Below are 5,847 nucleotides of genomic sequence, written 5' to 3' on the forward strand. Positions count from 1 at the left end.
CGCCGGACGCCAAGCCAACCGCCGCGTCGAGATCTTCATCCCCACCTTCTAACCCACGACCCACGACCTGAGACCCAGTGCGCGCCCGCAGTCCCGGACGGCGGCCCCACGCCCTTATGGGAACAGCACCATTGCGCGAGCGTTATAACGCTCGCACAACGCGGGGCCGCCGCCAAGGGGCGCGCATCTATGAGAACCGCCCTGGAGAGCCGTCCCCATCCCCCGTTCAACACTCCCGCGGAATACACGAAGGGGCGCGGGCAGCCCCGCGCCCCTGTGGCACAGCGTTATCCGCCCGCACTCACTCGTTCGGGTTCGCCTCGAGGTAAGCCTCGACAACCTTCTGCGGAATACGGCCCTTGGGGGACACGGTGTACCCGTTCTCCCCCGCCCACTTGCGCATCTTCGCATTCGCCATGGAGATGCTCGCCGCTTCCTCGACCTCGCGCTGGGTGCGCTTGCGGCGCTTCTTCAAAGACCGCGGGGCCCCGGAGCCGATACGGCGCCCAGCCTTGATCCACGGCTGCAGCGCCTCAGCGAACTCCTCGAAGTGCGCCCGGGTCAGATCGATCTCGTAGGTCGCCCCATTGAATGCGAAACGCACGCTCTGATCGGCGGGAGTCCCGTCGAAATCATCGAAAACCTCGGTGATGGTTTTGGTTGTCTTCATCGATGCCTTCCTTTGCCAGGAGTATGCGGGTGAGTACCACGCTAACTGTATCCCATTGCCCCGTTTCCGCAATTCGCAATGCTGCGAATACCGTATAGGCACTCCAGGGCCAACGTCCTTCTATTCCATTCCCGCTGCCCCGGCGCCCTCCCCGGTTATCCCCCCTTCCACAGCCGGCTGAGCGCAGCCCGTTCCACACCGCTGTCCCGGAACCACTACGAAAAGTTATACTGAGCAGCATCAGCCTCCGCGCGCGCCGCCGCCCGCGCGGAAGCCCCACGAAGGAGAAAACGTGCCCACCACCCCCGCACACTTTTCCAGGAGGGCGCACGCCTGGGAGACGTATTTCACAACAACTGCACGCTTGACAGAACGCATAGAATCAGCTCTCAAACGCGAGGCCCGCCTGTCGATGGCGGAGTACTCGGTACTGCTCATGACCTCGCGCGCCGCCGACTCCGGGGTGCGGCCCTCGGTCCTGGCGAAACAAGTGGTCTTCTCCCGATCCCGCCTCACCCACACCCTCAAACGGCTCGAGGCGCGCGGCCTCGTGCGCAGGGAGGCGTGCAAGGGCGACGGGCGCGGCGGCCTCGTCCTGCTCACCGGCGAGGGATCCCGCGTGTTCCAAAGCGCCGCCCTGGTCCAGCGCTCCGTCATCCGCGAACTCTTCCTCGACGGAATCTCCGAAGAGGAGATCCGTGTCCTCACCACGCTCTTCACCCGTGTCGCAACGAGATTGGACGGCCAACCGCAGTGAACCCCCCGCCCCCGGACCCACGGCGCCCCCGCCCCGTGGCACTTGCGGACACGATCCGCTTCGCCTGCGCCACAGCGCTCACAGGGATCATCGCCGGCCTGGTCGGCCTCGCCTGCATCCACATCCTCCACGCGCTCACCGCGCTCGTGTGGGACGCCCACTCGGCGACCCTCCTCGAAGCCGTCGAAGCCGCCCCCCGGTGGAAGCGCGTCGCGGTGCTCGCCGCATCCGGCGTCATCGGTGGGATCTCCTGGACGCTGCTGTTCCGCTCGAACAAGGACGTTGTCTCCGTCGCCCGGTGCGTCCAGGGGGAAGCGATGCCCATCGTCCGCGCCCTGTGGCACGCGCTCACCCAGATCGGGGTCGTCGCCCTCGGCGCCTCCGTGGGACGCGAGGTCGCGCCCCGCGAGGTCGCCGCTTCCCTGAGCGCGTGGATGGGCGACCGCCTGGGCCTGTCCCCCCGGGACCGCCGCATCATCGTCGCCTGCGGCGCCGGAGCCGGGCTGGCCGCCGTCTACTCGATCCCCCTGTCCGGGGCGGTGTACACCTTGGAGATCCTGCTGGTCGGGATGTCCGCGCGCGCGTGCGCCGCCGCACTGGCCGCCTCCGGCATCGCCGTCCTGGTCTCCACGGGGTGGGCGCGCCCGGAGCCCTTCTACACCGTCCCCGACCTGTCCCCGTCGCTCTCGCTGACCGTGTGGGCGGCGGTATTCGGCGCGATCATCGGGTGGCTGGGATGGGCGTTCAAAGGAGTGGTGGCCGCCGCCTCGAGGGCGCGCCCGCGCAGCGCCCGCCTCCTGTGGACCCTGCCCGTGGCGTTCACCGCGGTCGGCGCCCTGTCCGTGTGGGCCCCCTCCGTGCTCGGCAACGGGCAGGCGAGCGCCCAGACCCAGTTCGACGCCACCTGGGCGGGCGGGGCCGGGCTGGCGATGGCCGCGCTAGTGCTCGCGGCGAAAGCTGCGGCCACCCTCGTGACGATCCGCGCGGGCGCGTGGGGCGGCGTCCTCACCCCCGCGGTCGCGCTGGGCGCGGGGCTGGGCGCCCTGTCCGGACTGGCGTGGTCGCAGGCGTGGCCCGGCTCCCCCGTCGCCGCCCACGTGTTCATCGGGGCCGCCGTCTTCCTCGGCGCCTCCATGGACGCCCCCTTCACGGGGCTCGTCCTGGTCGCCGAGTTCACCCAGCAGGGCGCGGGGATCCTGGTCCCCGCCATCGTGGCCACCGCCTCGGCGACCGCCGCCTCGTCCCTGGCACGCGCCCTCAGATCCGGGCGAGGGCCTGATCGAGGTCCGCGATGAGGTCCGCCGCGTCCTCCAGCCCCACCGCGAGGCGCAGCAGTGTCCCGGGTACCCCGCCGACGCCCCCCGCGCGCGTCGAGTGGGTCATGACCGCCGGATGCTCGATGAGGGACTCCGCGGCCCCCAGCGACGCCGCGAGCGCGAACACGCGCGTGCGGGTGCACAGGGCCAGCGCCTGCTCCTCAGTGGCCACTTCGAAGGAGAGCGCGCCGCCGACCCCGAGGGGGTTCTGGCGCCGGGCGAGGGCGTGACCGGGGTGGCCGGGCAGCCCCGGGTAGTGGACGGCCGCCACCTTCGGATGGGACTGGAGGAACTCGGCGACGCGCTGGGCGCTGGCGCAGTGCCGCTCCACGCGCAGCGCGAGCGTCTTGAGCCCCCTGTGCGCCAGGTGCGCGTCGCGCGGTGATTCGACGGCCCCCACCGTCATCTGCAGCCTCGCCAGCTCGGCGGCTGCGTCGCGGTCGCCGAAGAAGGGCTCGATGCGGTCCGGGATGCGCAGGCCGTTGCGCAGGACCACTGCGCCGCCCACCACGTCCGAGTGGCCGCCCACGTACTTCGTCGTCGAGTGGACGACGGCGTCGGCCCCCAGTTCCAGCGGCCTTTGCAGGACGGGGGTGGCGAAGGTGTTGTCCACGACCAGCAGGCCCCCCGCCCGGTGGGTGAGCTCCGCGACGGCCGCGATGTCGGTGACGGTGAGGAAGGGGTTCGACGGGGTCTCCACCCACACCAGCGCGGGGCGCCTCTCCCCGATGGCCCGCGCCGCCCCGTCCGCGTCGGTCAGGTCGACGGCCTCGGAGGAGACGCCCTCGGCGGGCTTGATGGCGGAGAAGAGCTTGTGGGTGCCCCCGTACACGTCCGTTGAGTGGATGACATGGTCGCCCGCGCGCGTGAGCAGGCGGACGAGCGTGTCCTCGGCGCTCATGCCCGACGGGAAGGCGAAACCGCGCTCGGCCCCCTCCAATGCGGCCAGCGCCCCGGCGAACGCGTTCGTCGTCGGGTTGCCGCAGCGCCCGTACTCGAACCCCTCCTTGAGGTCGCCGGGACTGTTCTGGACGTGGGTGGAGGCCACGTGGATCGGGGGGACCACGTCCCCGGTGACGGGATCGGGGTCGAAGCGGGCGTGGACCGCCCGCGTGGCGAACGAGGCGGGCGCCGCCGGACGGAAACCGGGACGGGGGCCGGGGGAAGGGTCGTTGTGGGGAGTCATGCCACGAGGCTAACGCGCCGCGCATCGGTACGGGGGGATCGGTCCGCGGCCCGGTCCGATGTGACAAGAGCGCACCGACCGGCCAACGGCGCCCGGTTGCCGGCTCCCCCGCACTGCCCGGGCCTGCGCGCCATGCCCTCGCGCGCGGCACGCCGCGGGCCGGAGAGCGCTGGCGGACCCGCCGGGCCTACACCCAGCCGGAGACTGCGGTACGCGCCTGCTCGGCGAGCGCCGACACCGCCCCCTCGGAGTCGTTGCCCCACGGGACGTAGTGGAAACCGGAGCCCCCGGCCCGGGTGAAGGCCTCGCGGTTGAGCTGGTCGATCTCCTCCAGGGTCTCCAGGCAGTCCGCCATGAACCCCGGGCAGATGACGTCGAGCCGGGCGCACCCCCGGGCTCCGAGCCGTGTGACCGTGTCGATCGTGGCGGGCCCCAGCCACGCCGCTGGGCCGAAAACGGATTGGAAGGCGACGGTGAGGGTCCCGCGCGCCAGCCCGAGGCGCGCCTCCAGGGCCGCCACCGTCCCCATGCACTCCGACCGGTACGGGTCCCCGGCCCGGTCCATCGCCTCGGGGATCGAGTGGAAGGACACGACCACCGAGTCCCCGGCTGAGAAATCGGGGCGCCCGCAGCGGCGCCAGTGCGTTTCCAGCGCCGAGGCCAGCGCGTCGATGTAGGCCGGGGCTGTGGGGAAGGACCGCACGAGGCGCAGGTCGAATCCGTCGCGGTTGCGGCGCAGCCACTGGGCGGCCACGTCGTTGAGGGAGGCCACCGTGGTCGCCGAGTACTGCGGGTAGGCGGGCAGTACCGCGACGCGCCTGGTGCCCCGCGCGTGCAGGGCGTCGAGGACGGCGCCCAGGCCGGGCTCGCCGTAGCGCATCGCCACCTCCACGTCCACGTCGGGCAGCCTGCGGCCCAGCAGTTCCCCCTGCCGGAGGCTGTAGCGCATGAGGGGGGAGCCCTGTGGAGTCCAGATGCCCGCGTACTTCTTGGCGACGGCGCGGGGGCGCACACGCAGGACGACGCCCTCCAGGACAGGGCGCCACAGCAGCGGGTGCGTTTCGACCACCCGCCGGTCCGATAGGAACTCGCGCAGGAAGCGCCTGACATGGGAGGGGGTCGGGGCGCTCGGGGTCCCCAGGTTGGCCAGGACCACGGCGGGGCGCTGCGCTCCGTGGCCGTCCCCGGGCGCTGCCGCGCCGTTCGTTCGGTCGTCCGTCATGGCCACCACCCTATCGGATGTGACGACGGTCATTCATGACGCCGTGTCGCGAAAAGCCGCCCCCGGGGTCCCCCGGGGGCGGCACGGGGCCGCGGGCAGGAGCGTCAGTCCCGCCCGTTCTGGGAGCGGATGAACCACGCCTGCTGCTCGAGGCGGCGGATGTAGTCGTTGAGGATATCGGCCGAGGCGGAGTCCTCGGCGTCGACCTTCTCATGGACATCGCGCATGGTGCCCACAGTCGCCGCGATCGCGGCGACGGCCAGGTCGGCGCCCTCGGAGGTCGTCACCAGGGCCTCGGGCACGGCGGGCAGCGAGTTGCTCTGGGCGACCACGTCCGGGCGCGCGTCGGGGACGGCGAAGACCGCGCGCATGCGCTCGGCGAACTCGTCGGAGGCCTCGCGGGCGATATCGACAACCTCATCGAGGTACAGGTGGAGCGAGCGGAAGCCCTCACCGGTGATGTTCCAGTGGAGCTGCTTGCCCACCAGGGACAGGGCGGTGGCGTCCACCAGCACCTTCTGCAATTCGCCGGCGAGGACGTCGGAAGCCTTGAAACCGGTGGGTTCAACAGTCATAGTGGATCTCCTTGTCTGGGTTGGCGGGTCCGGCGCCGGTGCCGGGGCCGGACCACGGGGGACGGGGGCTCGCAGGCCCCCTGGACACTCCTCCATCATGGTCCCTAAGTCCCAGAAAAGC

General features: G+C 71.5%; 6 protein-coding genes. 2 read left to right on the forward strand and 4 right to left on the reverse strand.

Annotated elements, in window-relative coordinates:
* Positions 1-301: 301 nt before the first annotated feature.
* The gene (locus tag G447_RS0108485; RefSeq protein WP_005872472.1) at positions 302-670 is read right to left on the reverse strand and encodes a histone-like nucleoid-structuring protein Lsr2; all 369 of its coding nucleotides are present in this window, start codon (positions 668-670) and stop codon (positions 302-304) included.
* A 292-nt stretch (positions 671-962) separates the two neighbouring features.
* On the opposite strand from G447_RS0108485, the gene G447_RS0108490 reads away from it, so the two are divergent.
* Both G447_RS0108490 and G447_RS0108495 read left to right on the forward strand, forming a co-directional pair.
* A complete protein-coding gene (locus G447_RS0108490; protein WP_005872548.1) occupies positions 963-1,427 on the forward strand; it encodes a MarR family winged helix-turn-helix transcriptional regulator in 465 nt (154 codons plus the stop codon).
* Between the two features lie 35 nt (positions 1,428-1,462).
* Complete coding sequence (locus tag G447_RS0108495; RefSeq protein ID WP_034476884.1) at positions 1,463-2,722, forward strand: chloride channel protein; 1,260 nt, start codon at positions 1,463-1,465, stop codon at positions 2,720-2,722.
* Here the strand turns inward: G447_RS0108495 and G447_RS0108500 are convergent.
* From G447_RS0108500 to G447_RS0108510, 3 genes are all read right to left on the reverse strand, one after another.
* Positions 2,685-3,929, reverse strand: coding sequence for an aminotransferase class I/II-fold pyridoxal phosphate-dependent enzyme (locus tag G447_RS0108500; protein WP_026430737.1), 1,245 nt, complete (start codon positions 3,927-3,929; stop codon positions 2,685-2,687). The two genes, G447_RS0108495 and G447_RS0108500, sit on opposite strands and share 38 nt — an antisense overlap.
* A gap of 187 nt (positions 3,930-4,116) precedes the next feature.
* Positions 4,117-5,151 (reverse strand): ferrochelatase, encoded by a 1,035-nt coding sequence (gene hemH, locus G447_RS0108505; RefSeq protein WP_051226299.1) that lies wholly within the window; start codon positions 5,149-5,151, stop codon positions 4,117-4,119.
* Positions 5,152-5,255: 104 nt separating this feature from the next.
* Positions 5,256-5,726 carry a Dps family protein gene (locus tag G447_RS0108510; protein WP_005872514.1) on the reverse strand — a complete coding sequence of 157 codons (471 nt, stop codon included), beginning with the start codon at positions 5,724-5,726 and terminating at the stop codon, positions 5,256-5,258.
* Positions 5,727-5,847: the final 121 nt, after the last annotated feature.

Origin of the sequence: Schaalia georgiae DSM 6843 (genome assembly GCF_000429245.1) — a bacterium.
GTDB lineage: Bacteria > Actinomycetota > Actinomycetes > Actinomycetales > Actinomycetaceae > Pauljensenia > Pauljensenia georgiae.

Bases quoted from the DNA above. Each gene is read 5' to 3' on its own strand.
- hemH (WP_051226299.1), bottom strand. From the start codon at position 5,151: ATGACGGACGACCGAACGAACGGCGCGGCAGCGCCCGGGGACGGCCAC.
- G447_RS0108500 (WP_026430737.1), bottom strand. From the start codon at position 3,929: ATGACTCCCCACAACGACCCTTCCCCCGGCCCCCGTCCCGGTTTCCGT.
- G447_RS0108485 (WP_005872472.1), bottom strand. From the start codon at position 670: ATGAAGACAACCAAAACCATCACCGAGGTTTTCGATGATTTCGACGGG.
- G447_RS0108510 (WP_005872514.1), bottom strand. From the start codon at position 5,726: ATGACTGTTGAACCCACCGGTTTCAAGGCTTCCGACGTCCTCGCCGGC.